The sequence below is a fragment of the Pseudomonas sp. KH_040 genome (assembly GCF_057839305.1).
Map to the genome: position 1 here is coordinate 757,334 of NZ_CM174487.1, position 15,677 is coordinate 773,010.

A 15,677-nucleotide genomic window follows, 5' to 3' on the forward strand; every position below is an offset into this window, starting at 1 on the left:
AGCGTAGGCGCTGTAGGTGAGGCCGTCGAATCGGCCAGGTGCAATTTAGCGTTTGTTGCCTCCCAAGGCGCCGGTTAGACCGCCGAGTACACCGCCTAGACCGCCACCGGTGGTACCCCCGCTGGTACCGCCGTTGACCAGACCGCCGACGGCAGCGACGGTGCCGCCGACGTTGGTGACCAGACCACCGACCGCGGTGGTGACCGGGTTATTGGTCGCTGCAATGGTATTGCCGATACTGCTGACCGCACCGCCAACCTGACCGGTGAGACCTGCAACAGGTGAGCCGATACCGGTCGCCGCGCCGACTTGTTGAGTCACGTTGGTAACAGCGCTGGTGACCGGGTTCAGGCCATTGCCCAAGGTGGCGCCGACCGTGGCCAGAGGTGAAGTTGTCGCGGTGATCGGGGTGCCCGATCCGCCCAGCACGGTGTTGAGCGAAGCCACGGTATTGCCCAGGCCGACAGCGGTAACACCACCTGCGCTGACGACGCCATTGGTATTCCCGGCATTCAAGCCTGCGCCAACGTTGACCACCGCACCGCCAACGGTTTGCAGCAAACCGGTGCCGCCGAGGCCACCGCCCAAGCCACCACCCACTCCACCGCCAGTACCCGCGCCGGTGCCGTTGGACACCAGACCGCCGGCCTTGCCCACCGCGGTGCCGGTATTGCTCAATGCGCCGCCGAGTGTGTTGGTCAAGGCATTGCCGTTACCCGCGTCGGTGACCTTGCCGCCCAGGGTGTTCACCGCGCCGCCGACTTGCGCAACCACGCCTTTGAGTGGATCGCCAAGACCTGTGGTCGCGCCGAGTTTGTCCGTGGTGCTTTCGACCATCGCAATCACCGGCACCAGACTACCGCCGAGTTTGTTGGTCAGTTGGCTGGTCGGGCCGCTGGTCAGTGTGGTGTCGAGGGTATTGCCGAGCATGGTGACTTTCTCGCCGACACCATCAAGCAACGGTGCGACTTTGGTCACCACACCGCCGACCACCGGCACGCTGCCGGTTGCCGTTGTCAGTTTGCCGCTGAGATCAGAGACGCCGTTGCCTACATCGGTGACCACGCCGCCGACCGAAGCGACGGTGGTGGTCAGGCCGTTAGGGTCGGTGGCCAGTTTACCGATGCCGTTGCTCACACCATTACCTAACGTAGTGACGACATTGCCAGCGGTGTTGGCCGCACTCTGGACCACGCCACCGACCACAGGAACGGTGCTCAGGGAATCGCCGATCTGGCCGACGCCATCGCCGACACCGGCCACGGTGGTGCCGACATCCTGCACCAGTGTGGTGGTGACCAACGGGGTGGTGGTTGGATTGGTCGGGTTGGTGGGATCGGTCGGATCTGTCGGGTTGGTTGGATTGGTCGGATCGGTGCCACCTGTGCCACCTGTACCACCGGTTCCGCCAGTACCACCCGTGCCACCGGTTCCGCCAGTCCCGGCAGTATCACCGGTGCCACCGGTTCCGCCAGTGCCCGCAGTATCACCGGTGCCTCCCGTACCGCCAGTGCCAGCGGTACCGTCCGCCGCAGAGCTGCCGGAACTGCTTTTATGACCGCCACCACCGCTGCTGCACCCGGTGAGGCCAAGGGAGAGAATCAATGCCAGAGCGATTGCCGATTTGCACCATACGCCTTGAGTTTTCATGATCGTAATTCCTTGCACCTGTCACAACGTTCGTTGACTTCGATGGCTCGCCGATCTGTCGTCGGTGATGCCTTCGACCGTTGTGCTCAATCTCAGTCCAGGGGCGGGTTTCAGGCCATTCTCAAGTTGGTATTAACGCCTTTATATAGAGGGTGAAGTTCAGCGCCTAAGGACTAATACCCACGATATAGCCGCGCAAAAAAAGGCCTTGATAATCAAGGCCCGGGTTTTTTCGGCGAAGGGGGAAAGGCTGGGAAAAACTTAAGTGATATACACACAATTAACGGTCTCCCGAGTGCTCAGGCAATCGGTTGCCACTGCCCGACCATGTGCTCCAGGTCTTGTGCACCGATCAGCCGCAACTCTCCACTGGAACCCGCCGCGCTCGCCAGCAAGGTCACCTCACTGGGCAGGCGCACCGGTTTGCGAAAATGCACGGCGATTTCGAGGTTGGCCTTGGGCAAATGATCGCCCAGCGCCGCCAGGGTTCGAGCCTTGTTCCACAAACCATGGGCGATGGCTGTTGGGAAGCCAAACAGCTTGGCACTTGCCGAACTCAGGTGAATCGGGTTGTAGTCTCCGGACACTTTGGCGTATTGCCGACCGATATCGGCCGGGGCTTTCCAGCGCGCCACCTCCACCAGCGATTGCGACGGCTCCCAGGTCTGTTCGACCGGCTCGCCCTCAAGCTTGACGCCGCGACAGAGCATCTGGCTTTCCGCTTCCCACAATGGCCCGAGCTGATCATCCAGCGTGGTCAGCAGATCGAACGTCGCACCTTTGGGGTGCGGTTGCAGGTTGTGCACGCGAACGCTGACTTGCGCCCGACCGATCCCGCCCATCGGGCGCAACACGCGAATGCGGTTGCTCAAATGAATCAGCCCCAACAGGGGAAACGGAAACTCTTTGGCAGTGAGCAATTGCATCTGCAGGGCGAAGGCGAGGATGTGCGGATACGTCGGCGGCAGCAGACCGTCATCGACGAATCCACACACCTTGCGATAGGCCGCCAGACGTTTGCCATCGACATCGACCCAACAGCGCAAGCCGCCGTCAGGCAATTGCGTGCCGGTGATTTTCCGTCGTGTCGCCGCCCGTGCGTACAGCCCCGGCAGATTCGGTTCGCGATCCAGCGTATGCCATTCGATGCTCATGCCTAAGCCCCCAGAACACTTTGTCCACAAACCCGCAGCGCCTGCCCGGTGAATGCGCCGGTGCCTGGTTGCGCCAGCCACGCGACCGCTTCGGCGACATCCTGCGGCAAACCGCCCTGGCCCAGTGAACTCATACGCCGGCCAGCCTCGCGCAGGCCGAACGGAATGTGTGCAGTCATCTGCGTTTCGATAAAACCGGGGGCGACGGCGTTGATGCTGATACCGCGTTCCAGCAGCGTCGGCGCCCATGCCTGCGCCAGACCGATCAGCCCGGCCTTGCTCGCGGCGTAGTTGGTTTGCCCACGGTTGCCGGCGATGCCACTGATTGAGGCCAGCAGAATCACCCGCGCATTATCGTGCAGCGTGCCATTGTCGAGTAGCGCCTTGGTCAATATTTGCGGGGCATTGAGGTTGACTGCGAGCACCGCGTCCCAGAATTCCGGGGTCATATTGGCCAGGGTTTTGTCGCGGGTGATGCCGGCGTTGTGCACCAGAATGTCGAGGCCGTCAGGCAGTTGTTCGATCAATTGCGCGGCGGCGTCTTCGGCGCAGATATCGAGGGTAATCGCACGACCGCCGAGGCGCGCGGCGAGGGCTTCCAGATCCGTCTTGGCCGGGGGAACATCGAGCAGGATCACCTCGGCACCATCGCGGGCCAGGGTTTCGGCAATGGACGCACCGATGCCGCGTGCAGCACCGGTGACCAGCGCCTTGCGCCCGGCCAGTGGCCGCGTCCAGTCAGTCACCTGCGTCGCACACGCCGTCAGGCGAATCACCTGCCCGGACACGAACGCGCTTTTCGGCGAGAGGAAAAACCGCAGCGGACCTTCCAGTTGATCTTCAGCGCCTTCGCCGACGTAGATCAATTGCAGCGTGCCGCCGCTGCGCAGCTCCTTGGCCAGCGAACGGGAAAACCCTTCCAGTGCTCGTTGCGCACTCGCGGCAAACGGGTCAGTCAGGCTTTCCGGCGCACGACCGAGAATCACCAGGTGCGCGCTGTGCTCAAGGTTCTTCATCAACGGCTGAAAGAATTCGCGCAGCTGTTTGAGCTGGTCGGTGTGCAGCAGTTCGCTGGCGTCGAACACCACGGCTTTGAGTTTCGGGCCGTGGCCGGGAATCCATTCAGTCGCGGTCGTCGGTTGCTCGCCGTAGCGGTAGATACTCTCGGTCAAACGGTTGGCGAAAGCGCTGACGCGTTCGGCCAGCGGCCCGCCGCCGATCAGCAGCGCACCTTCCACCGGCCGCAGGCGCCCGGCCTGCCAGCGTTCCAGTCGCACCGGCGACGGCAGACCCAGCGCCCCGACCAGTCGATGGCCGATGGACGAGTTGGCGAAGTCGATATAGCGGTCAGACATGGAACGCTCTCCAGAAGTTGGGGTTCAAAGTGTGGACTGTCGATGGCAATCAATCGTTCGATCCACGCAATAAGGCCTACGCTAGACACTGAGGTTTAGCAGGTCTTGCAGAGGAACGCGGTACTTGTGGGAGCGAGCCTGCTCGCGAAAGCGATATGTCAGCCACTGAAGATGCTGAATGTGCCGGCGTTTTCGCGAGCAGGCTCGCTCCCACAGGGGACTGCATCAAATTCGATCAATTTGAAAAGGAGTTATTCATGAGTCAGCTGCGCCGCGTCGCGATCATCGGCGGTAACCGTATCCCTTTTGCCCGCTCCAACGGGCCGTACGCCACCGCGAGTAATCAGGCGATGCTCACGGCCGCCCTCGAAGGCCTGATCGAACGCTACAACCTGCACGGTCAGCGCATCGGCGAAGTGGTGGCGGGCGCGGTGCTGAAATTGTCACGAGATATGAGCCTGACCCGCGAATGCGTGCTTGGCTCGCGCCTGTCCCCGGCCACGCCGGCCTACGACATTCAGCAAGCCTGCGGCACCGGTCTGGAAGCGGCGATCCTGGTGGCAAACAAGATCGCCCTCGGCCAGATCGAGAGCGGTATTGCTGGCGGCGTCGACACCACCTCGGACGCGCCGATCGGTGTCAGCGAAGGCCTGCGCAAAATTCTCCTGCAAGCCAATCGCGCCAAAACTACCGGCGAAAAACTGAAAACCTTTCTGCAATTGCGACCGAAACATCTGATTCCGGATTTCCCACGCAACGGCGAGCCACGCACTGGTCTGTCGATGGGCGAGCACTGTGAATTGATGGCGCAGACCTGGCAGATCCCGCGTGAAGAGCAGGATCAACTGACCCTCGAAAGCCACCACAAACTCGCCGCGTCCTACAGCGAAGGCTGGCACAACGACCTGATGACGCCGTTCCTTGGTCTGACTCGCGATAACAATTTGCGCCCGGACCTGACCCTGGAAAAACTCTCGACGCTGAAACCGGCGTTCGAGAAAAGCGCTAAAGGCACGTTGACGGCGGGTAACTCCACGCCGCTCACAGATGGCGCGTCCGTGGTGCTGCTCGGCAGTGAGGAATGGGCGAAGGCGCGTGGCCTGCCGATCCTCGCTTATCTGCGCGATGGCGAAGCAGCGGCAGTGGATTTCGTCAACGGCGCCGAAGGGCTGCTGATGGCGCCGGTGTATGCGGTGCCGCGGTTGCTGGCGCGCAATGGTCTGACCCTGCAGGACTTCGACTACTACGAAATTCATGAAGCGTTTGCGGCTCAGGTGCTGTGCACGCTGAAGGCCTGGGAAGATCCGGAATATTGCAAAACCCGGCTGGGTCTTGATGCGCCGCTGGGCTCGATCGATCGCAGCCGACTCAATGTGAAGGGCAGTTCGCTGGCGGCCGGGCATCCGTTTGCCGCGACCGGTGGGCGCATCGTCGCGAACCTGGCGAAGTTGCTGGACGCGGCGGGGAAGGGCCGGGGCCTGATCTCGATTTGCGCGGCGGGCGGGCAAGGCGTCACCGCCATCATCGAACGCTAACGCTTGAAGAGCCCCTCACCCTAGCCCTCCCGAAACGTCGGACCGCCCAGAGGGAGAGGGGACTGATTGGGGGATGCTTTAGAGTTACACCGACCTGATCTTGCTTTACCGAATCCATAATCGACGGGGTATTTCAGGTCGATGCATGCCGCCAGACACCTCGGTCATCCCCCTCTCCCTCTGGGAGAGGGCTGGGGTCGCTGTTGAGGTTCAGGTACGAAACCGTCTGACCAACCCATCCAGCTCATTCGACAACCCCGCCAGACTCTGCGAATCCAGACGCGCCGAGTTGGCCAGTTCTGCCACCAACTGCGCATCCCCGTGAATCTGGCTGATGTGCCGGTTAATGTCCTCAGCCACCTGATGCTGTTCTTCAGCGGCGGTAGCGATTTGCGTGTTCATGTCACGAATCACGTCCACCGACTCGCGGATCTGCCCGAAACTCTCGCGCGCCTCGCCGATGCGTGTCACCGACTGCTGCGACACTTGCAGGCTGGCGTGCATCTGTTGCGTGACCTGGCTGGTGCGCTTGGCCAGATTGCCGAGCAGGCCATCAATCTCTGCCGTCGAATCCGCGGTGCGTTTGGCCAGTGCGCGCACTTCATCGGCGACCACGGCAAAACCGCGGCCCTGTTCACCGGCACGCGCCGCTTCGATGGCGGCGTTGAGCGCCAGCAGGTTGGTCTGTTCGGCGATGGAACGGATGGTGCCGAGGATCGACTGGATATCGTTGCTGTCGCGCTCCAGTTGCTGCATCGACTGCGCCGATTGCTCCAGCTCCTGGCTCAGTTGGTCGACGCTGTGCACCGCCGCATCAATCTGCTGCTGGCCTTGACGAGCCTGACGCTGGCCGCTGTCCGCCGAGTCCGCCGCCTGACTGCACGAGCGCGCGACTTCGTTGGCGGTGGCGACCATTTCGTGGAAGGCGGTCGAGACCATGTCGACGGCTTCACGCTGCCGCCCGGCCGCTTCGGCCATGTCGCTCGACACGCGGGTCGAGCTCTGCGAGGTCGCGAGGATTTTCCCGGCGGCGCCGCCGATGTGCTGAATCAGGCTGCGGATCGCGGTGAGGAACTGATTGAACCAGTTGGCCAGTTGCGCGGTTTCGTCGTTGCCCCGAATGTCGAGGTTTTTGGTCAGGTCGCCTTCGCCCTGCGCGATGCCTTCCAGACCGCTGGCGACGCTGCGGATCGGACGCACGATCAGGCTGGCGAAACTGGCGCCGACCACGGCGAACAGCACGGCCAGCACGGCAGCGATGATCGCGATCAGCCAGGTCAGTTGCGTGGCCGAGCTCATCACGTCGCTCTGCTTGATCAGGCCAACGAAGGTCCAGCCCAATTGCTCCGACGGCCAGACGTTGGCCATGTAGCGCTCGCCATTAAGCTCGACTTCCACCAGGCCTTTGCCGGCCTTGGCCAGTTGCGCATAGCCTTCGCCGAGGCTGTCCAGCGGCTTGAAATTGTGTTCCGGCTGTTTCGGGTCGACCAGCACCGTGCCGCTGTTTTCCAGGAGCATCAGGTAGCCGGTTTCGCCCAGCTTGATCTGTTTGACGATCTCGGTGAGCTGCTTGAGCGTCACGTCGATGCTGACCACGCCGCCGTTGCTGCCGAGTTTGTTGTCGATGGTGCGCACGGTGCTGACGTAGGTCGCATCGTCCTGCGCCCAGTAATAAGCGGCGGTACGCAACGGCTTGCCCGGTTTGGCCTGGGCAGCCTTGTACCACGGCCGCTGACGCGGGTCGTAGTTGTTGAGCTTGGGATCGTCCGGCCACGACACGTAACCACCGGCAGCGGTGCCGACGATGGCGTAGGCGTAAGCCGGGTGAGCGTTGCCCAGGTCCTGGAGGAACGCGAAGACCTTTTTGTCCATCTCGCCCTGCGGGATGGATTCGGCGTTGGCGCCCATGTAGGTCTTGAGGCTGTCGTCGGTGTTTTTGATCAGCGGTTGCGACGCCAGGTAATCGACGTTCTGGCTGATGCCATCAAAAAACAGCTGCATGGCATTGCTGACCTGACGGATCTCGCGACCGCTGCTGTCGACAAAGCTGTCCCGGGCATCGCTGCGCAGGTTCATCACCACCAGCGTTGCGACCAGCACCACCGGCAAGCAGGCGATGATTGCAAACGCCCACGTCAATTTCTGTTTGATGTTCATCCGCGCTCCAGATTTTCTTGTAGGCCCACGCAGTGCAGATGACTTGTGGTTTATTGGCAGCCGAAAACGTTATGGATCACCCGTTGCCCTGAGTGCGGCATCGCTGATTATTGTGGAACGATTGTCGGACAAATCCCTCTGTCATTGAGGACTTCGGCTGCGAAACAGGGAAATTGAGGCGACTTTGCAAAAATCTTCCGAAGGGGGCATCAGCCAAATGTCAGATTCTGTCGCAAATGCCCTTGAAGACATGTACCAACAAGTACAACAGGCTCGGCTATGATTCTCGACGGTCGATGCGCGAACGCAGAGTTGGCCCTGTTTAATCCGGCACAGTGTGTGCATTCTCAACGTTCACAGGTCGGCAACCCCTCCCCGTGATGCGAGGATTGCCGTATAACGAGTGACATTCGCGTGTTTGGTAATAAAGGACCCACAATAAAAGCTGATGAAGACTCCAAAACGCATTGAACCCCTGATCGAGGACGGTCTGGTCGACGAAGTGCTGCGCCCACTGATGAGTGGTAAAGAAGCAGCTGTTTATGTGGTGCGCTGCGGCAATCAGTTACGTTGCGCAAAGGTCTACAAGGAGGCGAACAAACGCAGTTTCCGCCAGGCGGCCGAGTATCAGGAAGGCCGCAAGGTTCGTAATAGCCGACAGGCTCGGGCGATGGCCAAGGGCTCCAAGTTCGGTCGCAAAGAAACCGAAGATGCCTGGCAGAACGCCGAAGTGGCGGCGCTGTTTCGTCTGGCCGGTGCCGGCGTGCGGGTGCCCAAGCCGTATGACTTCCTCGACGGCGTGCTGTTGATGGAGTTGGTGGCCGACGAATTCGGCGATGCCGCGCCGCGTCTGAACGACGTGGTGCTGGAGCCGGATCAGGCGCGCGAGTATCACGCGTTCCTGATCTCGCAGATCGTGCTGATGTTGTGTACCGGTCTGGTGCACGGTGACCTCTCGGAGTTCAACGTGCTGCTGACGCCGACCGGTCCGGTCATCATCGACCTGCCGCAAGCCGTCGACGCTGCCGGCAACAACCATGCGTTCAGCATGCTGGAGCGCGATGTCGGCAACATGGCTTCGTACTTCGGTCGCTTTGCGCCGGAATTGAAACTGACCAAGTACGCCAAGGAAATGTGGGCGTTGTACGAAGCCGGCACCTTGCACCCGAACAGTGTGCTGACCGGTGAGTTCGATGATCCGGAAGACCTGGCCGATGTGGGCGGGGTATTGCGCGAGATCGAAGCGGCGCGCCTCGACGAGGAACGCAAGCAGGCCATCCGCGCAGCGGACGACGAGCCGAAAGGCAAGTCCGACGAACCACCGCCGCCACCGTGGATGCAGTGATTGCTTGATGAGAAACCCGGCTTCGGCCGGGTTTTTTGTTTGAATCAGAATCCCTAGAAGCCCCTCACCCCAACCCTCTCCCAGAGGGAGAGGGGGCCGACCGAGGTGTCTTGCGTCATACATCGACCTGAAACACCGGGTCGATTACGGATTGGACGAGGTCAGCATTTGGACCTGTTTGGATTCGGTAAAGAAATTTCAGGTCGGCGTATCTCCACAGCATCCCCCAATCAGTCCCCTCTCCCCCTGGGAGAGGGTTAGGGCCCTTTCGGATCAACGCAATTTCGCGTCTACTGTCCACCGCTCCAGCCACACTCAAGGACTGAATGTGACCACCCTGCGCAACACCCACCTGATCGTCACCGCCCGACTGATCTCCGATTTCGGCGCCTTCCTCAACATGGTCGCGCTGGCCACCTACGTCTACCTGCTGAGCAACAGCGCCATGAGCGTCGGGATTTTCCTCGCCAGCCGCGTGGGTGGGGGGATCTTTGCCAGTTTGATCGGCACCGCGTTTTACCGGCGATGCAGCGGACGCGCGCCACTGATCGCGTTCGATCTGCTGCGCGCCAGTGTGCTGGGTCTGTTATTGATTGTGCCTGTCAGCCAGCAAGCCATGCTGTTGCCGGTGATTGCCTTCGGTCTGGGACTGGGCAACTCGATGTTCGCCATCGGCCTCAACAGCCAGTTGCCGCGTCTGATCCCCGCCGATCAACTGCTCAAGGCCAACGCCTGGATCACCTCGGCCTCATCTGCCGCGATGGTCGGTGGCAGTCTGGTATCGGGTTTGCTGGTAGCGGGTTTTGGTTTTGAAACGGTGTTCGCCCTGAATGCGCTGACGTACCTGATGGCAGCATTGTTGATCGTGCCGCTGCGTTTCGAACCTGCAACAGCCAGCGAGGAAACCGAACGCAGCGAATGGTCAGCCCTCAAACAGGGCTTGCGTGCTGCGCCGGTGGTTGCTGCGATGCTTGCGGTGACCATGGCCGACACCCTGGGCAGCGCCGCGCACAACGTTGGCTTTCCGATCATTTCCAAACTGCTCACGCCAGAGTCGGCGAGTACCACGCTGGGGCTGATGCTGGCGGTGTGGGCCAGCGGCAAACTGCTGGGCGCACGAATCGCCAGCCGTCTCAAAGGCTCGGACAACATCCACCTCGAACGACTGTTTTTCTTCGGCGTGGCGCTGATGTCCTGCGGCTTTATCCTGATGTTCCAGCAACACAGCCTCTACGGCCTGCTGCTGTTTTCATTGCCGGCGGGACTGGGTGACGGCTTTTCCGAAGTCGGGCTGATGTCGCGTCTGCAGCGCGAACCCGAGCGCTTGCGCCTGCCGATTTTCAGCGTGCTGACCTTGCTGCAAATGACCGGATTCGGCATCGGCATGTTGATCGCCGCACCGTTCTACGCGTGGTGGGCGCCGGGGGCCGTGGTCATGCTGTTCCACGGCATTCCCCTGTGCACCTTGCTCACGGTAAAACTGTTGGCGCTCAAGCGCGGGCGGGTTGCGCGCAGCAGCCCGACGCCAGTTCCTTGAGAATCGGGCAGTCGGGGCGATGGTCGCCATTGCAGTGCTCAACCAGGTCTTGCAGGGTATCGCGCAGTTCTCCGAGTTCGCGGATCTTCTGATTCAACTCGTCGATGTGCTGGCGCGCCAACGCCTTCACATCGGCGCTCGCGCGCTGGCGGTCCTGCCACAGGGTCAGCAGCTTGCCGACTTCCTCCAGGGAAAAACCCAAGTCCCGCGAGCGCTTGATGAACGCCAGCGTGTGCAGGTCATCGTCACCGTAGACCCGGTAACCGCTGTCGGTGCGATGCGCTGCCTTGAGCAGGCCGATTGACTCGTAATAGCGGATCATTTTCGCGCTCAGGCCGCTTTGTTTGGCTGCTTGACCGATGTTCATCGGTGCTCCTCCAGATCCTTGGGTTTCCAGGTTTTCAACAGTAGCGCATTGCTCACCACGCTGACGCTCGACAGCGCCATGGCCGCACCGGCCAGCACCGGGTTGAGGAAGCCGAAGGCGGCCAGCGGAATACCGATCAGGTTGTAGACGAAGGCCCAGAACAGGTTCTGGCGGATTTTCGCGTAGGTCTTGCGGCTGATCTCCAGCGCCGCCGGCACTAGCCGTGGGTCGCCGCGCATCAAGGTGATGCCCGCCGCGTGCATGGCCACGTCGGTGCCGCCGCCCATGGCGATACCAATGTCGGCAGCGGCGAGGGCCGGCGCGTCGTTGATGCCGTCACCGACCATGGCGACCACGCCGGTTTTTTTCAGCTCGGTGACGGTAGCGGCTTTGTCCGCTGGCAGCACTTCAGCGTGGACATTGCTGATGCCCAGGGCCTCGGCGACGACGCGTGCACTGCCACGGTTGTCGCCGGTCAGCAGGTGGCAGTGGATATTTCGCGCGGCCAGTTGTTGTACGGCTTCCAGTGCACCGGGTTTCAAAGTGTCACCGAAGGCGAACAAGCCGAGTACTTGCGGTTCAGGACTTTGTTCGATTAACCACGACAGGGTGCGGCCCTCGGCCTCCCATACTTGGGCAGATTCGCTCAGGTTGCCCGCGCTCAAATCACTTTCTTCGAGCATCCGCCGATTGCCCAGCGCCAGGCGTCGGCCGTTGAGATTGCCGGCGATGCCGCGACCGGTCAGCGACTGGCTGTCGCTGACCTCGGGCACCGTCAGGCCGCGCTCGGCGGCTGCATGCAGCACTGCTTTGGCCAGTGGGTGTTCGCTGCCGCGTTGCAGAGCGCCGGCCACTGTCAGCAGGTTGTTTTCGTCACCGTCGATGGCGCTGAAGTGGGCGATACGCGGTGTGCCGGAGGTCAGCGTACCGGTCTTGTCGAAGACCACGCTGCTGACTTCATGGGCGCGCTCCAGCGCTTCGGCATCCTTGATCAGAATGCCGTGACGCGCTGCTACACCGGTGCCGGCCATGATCGCCGTCGGCGTGGCAAGGCCCAGTGCACATGGGCAAGCGATGACCAGCACCGCGACAGCATTGATCAGTGCCGTTTCCATTGGCGCACCGTAGAGCCACCAGCCGATCAGCGTAGCGAGGGCAATCAGCAACACCGTCGGCACGAAGATCTGGCTGACTTTATCCACCAGTTTCTGAATCGGTGCCTTGGCCGCTTGGGCGTCTTCCACCAGACGAATAATCCGCGCCAGTACGGTTTCCGCGCCGAGTGCCTGAGTGCGCACCAGCAAGCGACCTTCACCGTTGATCGCGCCACCGGTGACTTTGTCGCCCGGTTGTTTCGGTACCGGCAGGCTTTCGCCACTGATCAGTGCTTCATCAGCGTGGCTCTGGCCTTCGATGACTTTGCCGTCGACCGGGAAACGCTCGCCGGGTTTGACCAGCACCAGATCGCCCAGGCGCAGGGCGCTGATAGCGACGTCCTGCTCGCGGCCTTCGATCACTTGAATCGCCCGCTCCGGCCGCAACGCTTCGAGGGCGCGGATGGCGCTGGCAGTCTGGCGTTTGGCGCGGCTCTCGAGATATTTACCGAGCAGCACCAAGGCAATGACCACCGCCGATGCTTCGAAATACAGGTGCGGCATGCGCCCGGCAGCGGTGGCCCATTCATAAAGACTCAGTCCGTAGCCGGCGCTGGTGCCGAGGGCGACCAGCAAGTCCATGTTGCCAGCACCAGCGCGAACGGCTTTCCACGCGGCGACGTAAAAGCGCGCACCAAAAATGAACTGCACCGGCGTGGCGAGGGCGAATTGCGCCCAAGCCGGGAGCATCCAGTGAATGCCGAACGGTTGCAGCAACATCGGCGCCACCAGCGGCAGGGCGAGGGCGATCGCGCAGATCAGCGCCCAGCGTTCATGTTTCAGCCGCTGCTGTTGGATATCGGTTTGCGGGTGTTCGGCTTGCCAGACGCTGGCTGAGTAGCCGGCCTTGCTCACCGCGTCGAGCAGACTTTGCGGATCGACCTGGCCAAGTAGTTCGAGGTGCGCACGTTCGTTGGCCAGGTTGACGCTGACGCCTTTCACCCCAGGGACTTTGTTCAGCGCACGCTCGACGCGACCGACGCAGGAGGCGCAGGTCATGCCTTCGATGTTCAGTTCCAGGGTTTGCTGCGGGACGCTGTAACCGGCGCGTTCAACCGCCTCCATCAAGGCCGGCAGGCTGTCGCCGGGTGCCTGCACGCGGGCCTGCTCGGTGGCGAGGTTGACGCTGACGGCACTGGCGCCGCTGACTTTACTCAATGCCCGCTCGACACGCCCGGCGCAACTGGCGCAGGTCATGCCGGCAATCGGCAGATCGAAAGTGATGGAATCGGACATCGGTCGTACTCCCTGTAGTAGATGCCTACAAGGATCAACCTTGCCATGCGGGCAAGGTCAAGCGCCAATCTCAAATGCAAAAGATCGCAGCCTTCGGCAGCTCCTACATTGGAATGCAATCCCTGTAGGAGCTGCCGAAGGCTGCGATCTTTTGGCTAGCGACTCAGTATTCGAGAGCCGCAGGTTTCAAGTAGACGCCTTCGGAATTCATCGCCAACCGATACTTCAGCACATCACCGGCATGCAATTTGATCTCCTGCGACCCCGGCGCGAGCATCCCCGGATTGCAACCGGCGACTTGTCCCGGCAGCAACTTCAAGCGCAGCGAAACAGTGCCAGGCGGCAGGTTGAAGGAAATGCTTTGCTCCTGCAGCAACCGCGCCGAGAGCTGATCCTGGATGTACACGCCGATCTCACACGAGGTCGATACTTCCAGACGCTCGCGGGAAATGATCAGCACCGCATAGTCCTCGCCGGCGGCTTGCACCTGAGGGACGGCGGCAAAAAGGCCGAGAAAGCCAAACAGGCTGAAAGCTGACCAGCGCATGGCTGAATCTCCTGAATCGAGTCATTGATGTACGCAGCTTGGCCGAGCGCGGCGCCGATTGCCAGCCCGGCAGTTTATTGAAGAACTTGACCTTGCCATCGTGGCAAGCTCGAAAGTGGCGGCAACCTCACTCAAAGGAGTCATTCCATGCAAGTGTTCAACGTTCAAGGCATGTCCTGCGGTCACTGCGTCAAAGCCATCACCAACGCCGTGCAGGCCAAGGATCCGGCCGCCAGCGTGCGGGTCGATCTGGCGGCGAAAGAGGTCGGCGTCGAAAGCGCCATGAGTGCTGATCAGGTCATCGAAGCGATTCGCGAAGAGGGATATGAGGTGAAGCTCGTCTGAAATTGATCGTTAGCGAGCTATCGGAATGTTCAAGGCGTCCGGGCGCGGCTAGACTGTCGGGCTGCCGACTTGCAACCTGGATGCCTGATGAACTTCCGTACCATTCTGATTCTCGGTGCCTTGACCGCCTTCGGGCCCTTGGCCATCGACTTCTATTTACCCGCATTCCCCTCGATGGCGCTGGCGTTCGGCACCGACGAGAAACACGTGCAGATGACGCTGGCGGCATATTTCGCCGGGTTGTCGATCGGCCAACTGGCTTATGGGCCGGTGGCGGATCGCTTTGGCCGACGCATCCCGTTACTCGTCGGGCTTACGCTGTTCACCCTGGCATCGCTCGCCTGCGCTTATGCGCCGAACCTGGAATGGCTGATCGGCGCACGTTTCGTCCAGGCGTTGGGCGGTTGTGCGGGGATGGTGATTTCCCGGGCGGTGGTCAGCGACAAGTGCGACGCGGTGGGTTCGGCGAAAGTCTTCTCGCAATTGATGCTGGTGATGGGCCTGGCGCCAATTCTGGCGCCAATGCTCGGCGGTCTGCTGGTCAACACCACAGGCTGGCAGTCGATCTTCCTGGTGTTGACCGGGTTCAGCGCGCTGGCCGGTTTGGCCGTGGCGCTGGGGCTGCCGGAAAGTATGCCGGCGCACATGCCGCGCCAGCCGTTGTCCGGCGCCCTGCGCCAGTACGGGCGCTTGCTCAAGGATCGGGTTTACCTCGGTCATGCCCTGACCGGTGGCATCGCCATCGCCGGGATGTTTGCCTACATCGCCGGCTCGCCGTTTATCTTCATCAAGTTGTATGGCGTCCCGGCCGAACATTTCGGCTGGCTGTTCGGTACCAATGCGGCGGGCTTCATTCTGGTGGCGCAGGTCAATGCGCGGATGTTGGCCAAACGCGGCCCGGCGTTCCTGCTGTCGAGGGCAGTGTGGGTGTATTTCGCTGCCGGGCTGGCGCTGCTCGCGGTCAGCGCAATGCACACCGAATCCTTGTGGCCGCTGCTGATTCCACTGTTCATCTGCGTGTCGAGCCTGGGCTGCATCAGCCCCAACGCCGCTGCCTGCGCGATGAACGGCCAGGGCGCGCGCGCCGGCAGTGCCTCGGCGCTGCTCGGCTGCATGCAATTCAGCGTCGCCGCCGGCGCTTCGGCACTGGTGGGGGTGTTGCACGACGGCACAGCCGTGCCGATGGCGATTGTTATCAGCCTGTGCGGTTTGCTGGTGGTGTGCGTGGCGCTGCTCACCCGCCGTCTGCAGAATGCCCGGGCACTGGCGCAAGCTCAGGCCGAGGCATAAAACAG

General features: G+C 61.7%; 12 protein-coding genes and 1 pseudogene. 5 read left to right on the top strand and 8 right to left on the bottom strand.

Translation table 11 applies throughout. The features are described 5' to 3' along the window. Positions 1-45: 45 nt before the first annotated feature. The 3 genes from AC3IUF_RS03310 to AC3IUF_RS03320 all read right to left on the bottom strand — a co-directional run bounded on the left by AC3IUF_RS03310 (position 46) and on the right by AC3IUF_RS03320 (position 4,159). Entirely contained in the window at positions 46-1,650 is a 1,605-nt protein-coding gene (locus tag AC3IUF_RS03310) for a collagen-like triple helix repeat-containing protein (protein WP_489280355.1), read from the bottom strand. 299 nt (positions 1,651-1,949) lie between these two features. Further along, entirely contained in the window at positions 1,950-2,804 is an 855-nt protein-coding gene (locus tag AC3IUF_RS03315; protein WP_489280356.1) for a MaoC family dehydratase, read from the bottom strand. 2 nt (positions 2,805-2,806) lie between these two features. After that, positions 2,807-4,159: a 3-oxoacyl-ACP reductase gene (locus AC3IUF_RS03320; protein WP_463544061.1), complete on the bottom strand. Its 1,353-nt coding sequence runs from the start codon at positions 4,157-4,159 to the stop codon at positions 2,807-2,809. 257 nt (positions 4,160-4,416) lie between these two features. On the opposite strand from AC3IUF_RS03320, the gene AC3IUF_RS03325 reads away from it, so the two are divergent. After that, positions 4,417-5,694: an acetyl-CoA C-acetyltransferase gene (locus tag AC3IUF_RS03325; RefSeq protein WP_489280359.1), complete on the top strand. Its 1,278-nt coding sequence runs from the start codon at positions 4,417-4,419 to the stop codon at positions 5,692-5,694. A 210-nt stretch (positions 5,695-5,904) separates the two neighbouring features. Here the strand turns inward: AC3IUF_RS03325 and AC3IUF_RS03330 are convergent, their stop codons facing one another. After that, on the bottom strand, positions 5,905-6,672 hold the full coding sequence (locus AC3IUF_RS03330) for a methyl-accepting chemotaxis protein (protein WP_371748302.1): 768 nt from the start codon (positions 6,670-6,672) through the stop codon (positions 5,905-5,907). A gap of 90 nt (positions 6,673-6,762) precedes the next feature. Then, positions 6,763-7,851 (bottom strand): annotated as a pseudogene (locus AC3IUF_RS03335) (cache domain-containing protein); the annotation flags it as partial. 448 nt (positions 7,852-8,299) lie between these two features. Between AC3IUF_RS03335 and AC3IUF_RS03340 the strand changes: the two are divergent. Beyond that, the gene (locus AC3IUF_RS03340; RefSeq protein ID WP_007914672.1) at positions 8,300-9,196 is read left to right on the top strand and encodes a PA4780 family RIO1-like protein kinase; all 897 of its coding nucleotides are present in this window, start codon (positions 8,300-8,302) and stop codon (positions 9,194-9,196) included. A gap of 328 nt (positions 9,197-9,524) precedes the next feature. Beyond that, positions 9,525-10,733 carry an MFS transporter gene (locus AC3IUF_RS03345; protein ID WP_489280361.1) on the top strand — a complete coding sequence of 403 codons (1,209 nt, stop codon included), beginning with the start codon at positions 9,525-9,527 and terminating at the stop codon, positions 10,731-10,733. Here the strand turns inward: AC3IUF_RS03345 and cueR are convergent. The 3 genes from cueR to AC3IUF_RS03360 form a co-directional block, all read right to left on the bottom strand. Then, entirely contained in the window at positions 10,687-11,100 is a 414-nt protein-coding gene (gene cueR / locus AC3IUF_RS03350; RefSeq protein ID WP_489280363.1) for a Cu(I)-responsive transcriptional regulator, read from the bottom strand. The two genes, AC3IUF_RS03345 and cueR, sit on opposite strands and share 47 nt — an antisense overlap. Continuing rightward, positions 11,097-13,490 (bottom strand): heavy metal translocating P-type ATPase, encoded by a 2,394-nt coding sequence (locus AC3IUF_RS03355; RefSeq protein WP_489280364.1) that lies wholly within the window; start codon positions 13,488-13,490, stop codon positions 11,097-11,099. The genes cueR and AC3IUF_RS03355 overlap by 4 nt, the downstream gene beginning before the upstream one ends. Before the next feature lie 163 nt (positions 13,491-13,653). Beyond that, the gene (locus AC3IUF_RS03360; RefSeq protein WP_007914681.1) at positions 13,654-14,037 is read right to left on the bottom strand and encodes a hypothetical protein; all 384 of its coding nucleotides are present in this window, start codon (positions 14,035-14,037) and stop codon (positions 13,654-13,656) included. Positions 14,038-14,184: 147 nt separating this feature from the next. Between AC3IUF_RS03360 and AC3IUF_RS03365 the strand changes: the two genes are divergently transcribed. Together AC3IUF_RS03365 and AC3IUF_RS03370 are read left to right on the top strand one after the other, a co-directional pair. Continuing rightward, entirely contained in the window at positions 14,185-14,382 is a 198-nt protein-coding gene (locus tag AC3IUF_RS03365; protein ID WP_007914683.1) for a cation transporter, read from the top strand. A gap of 87 nt (positions 14,383-14,469) precedes the next feature. Continuing rightward, complete coding sequence (locus AC3IUF_RS03370; protein ID WP_007914685.1) at positions 14,470-15,672, top strand: multidrug effflux MFS transporter; 1,203 nt, start codon at positions 14,470-14,472, stop codon at positions 15,670-15,672. Positions 15,673-15,677 lie beyond the last annotated feature (5 nt).